This is a genomic window from Nonomuraea sp. NPDC059194 (assembly GCF_042754765.1).
Lineage (GTDB): Bacteria > Actinomycetota > Actinomycetes > Streptosporangiales > Streptosporangiaceae > Nonomuraea.
Genome location: NZ_JBHZBH010000122.1, coordinates 1 through 1,115 on the forward strand (window position 1 = coordinate 1; position 1,115 = coordinate 1,115).

At 61.1% G+C, this 1,115-nt stretch carries 1 tRNA gene; it reads right to left on the bottom strand.

The window, feature by feature from the left end:
- Window positions 1-746: 746 nt before the first annotated feature.
- Window positions 747-818 (bottom strand) — tRNA-Phe (locus ACFXJ8_RS44080).
- Window positions 819-1,115: the final 297 nt, after the last annotated feature.

The following is a 1,115-nucleotide window of genomic DNA, read 5'->3' on the forward strand; positions in this document are numbered from 1 at the left end:
CGGTGCTAATGTGACAATTGATGCGATTGCCGCTTAACTGGCAAACAGATCGCAGAGTGGTCGAATTCTCATACACCACGATCTTGGACGCGGCCATCGCCGGGAACCGCGGTGCCTGCCCAAGAAGTTCACGCCATGCGTTGTCGGTGTCGCTCATGGCGGAGACCCTAGCGATCACATCTGACATGTCATCCGATGTACGGCAGGCCGGTTCTGCGGCATGCCCTGGCAGGAGGTAGAAACCCTGGTCGGGCCATTCCCCGACCGCCTGCACGACTCCAGGCCTCGCCGATGGCGGCCCCGTCTCTACTTCTGGGACGACCTTGAAATCCTGATCTGCCATGGGCTTGTGAACGATATCGGAGTGCCCCTGTGGCGTGACACGGTTGCCTTCCCCACCGCACTGTCCGGCTGGGAACGAGCCGTCCCCGCTCGACTCAACCTGCCAGACGTCCTCGACGCCCTGGACACGGCTGGATGTGATCGGGAAGAAGCCCCTGGCAGGGTGACGAGGCCCGCGGTATCCGAACCCGCCGACATGGCGTCCGCCTTGTCTCCGGCCCCGAGCGCCATTCAGGAGCTAAGCGCCTGCACAAGATCTACAAGTCGGACCACCAGGTAGACCAGAACGATCATTCGCTACGACAAGGGCTAACCATCCGATGAAGCGACGGGGGATGTGCTGTCACCAGACATCAAAACGCCCCGAACGATGATCCGTTCGGGGCGTTTCTGCTGTTCAAAGCTGGTGGTCAGGGGCAGGGTCGAACTGCCGACCTTCCGCTTTTCAGGCGGACCAATCACCTTGATCGTTTTGTTCGGCACAAGGCCAGAGGGTGGTGGACGGTTGCCGCCGTGGGCTGACGGAAGCCGACGTTGTCGTCAGCGATGTCGTCAACAGCACCACCGTGCCCAGTGGCAAGGCCCGACGCAGGAGGGCTGCGGCAGCGATCGCCCCAACCCGTGACCTTCCGGCACCGAAGTGGCGATCGACACGGCGGCAACCAGTCGCCGACCTAACCTCGGCTATTCAGCCGGTATTTCACTCTGAAGATCGATAACTGAAGAAGGTGCCTCCGACCTGCGATGATCTGACTGCTTAGATCACGAACATC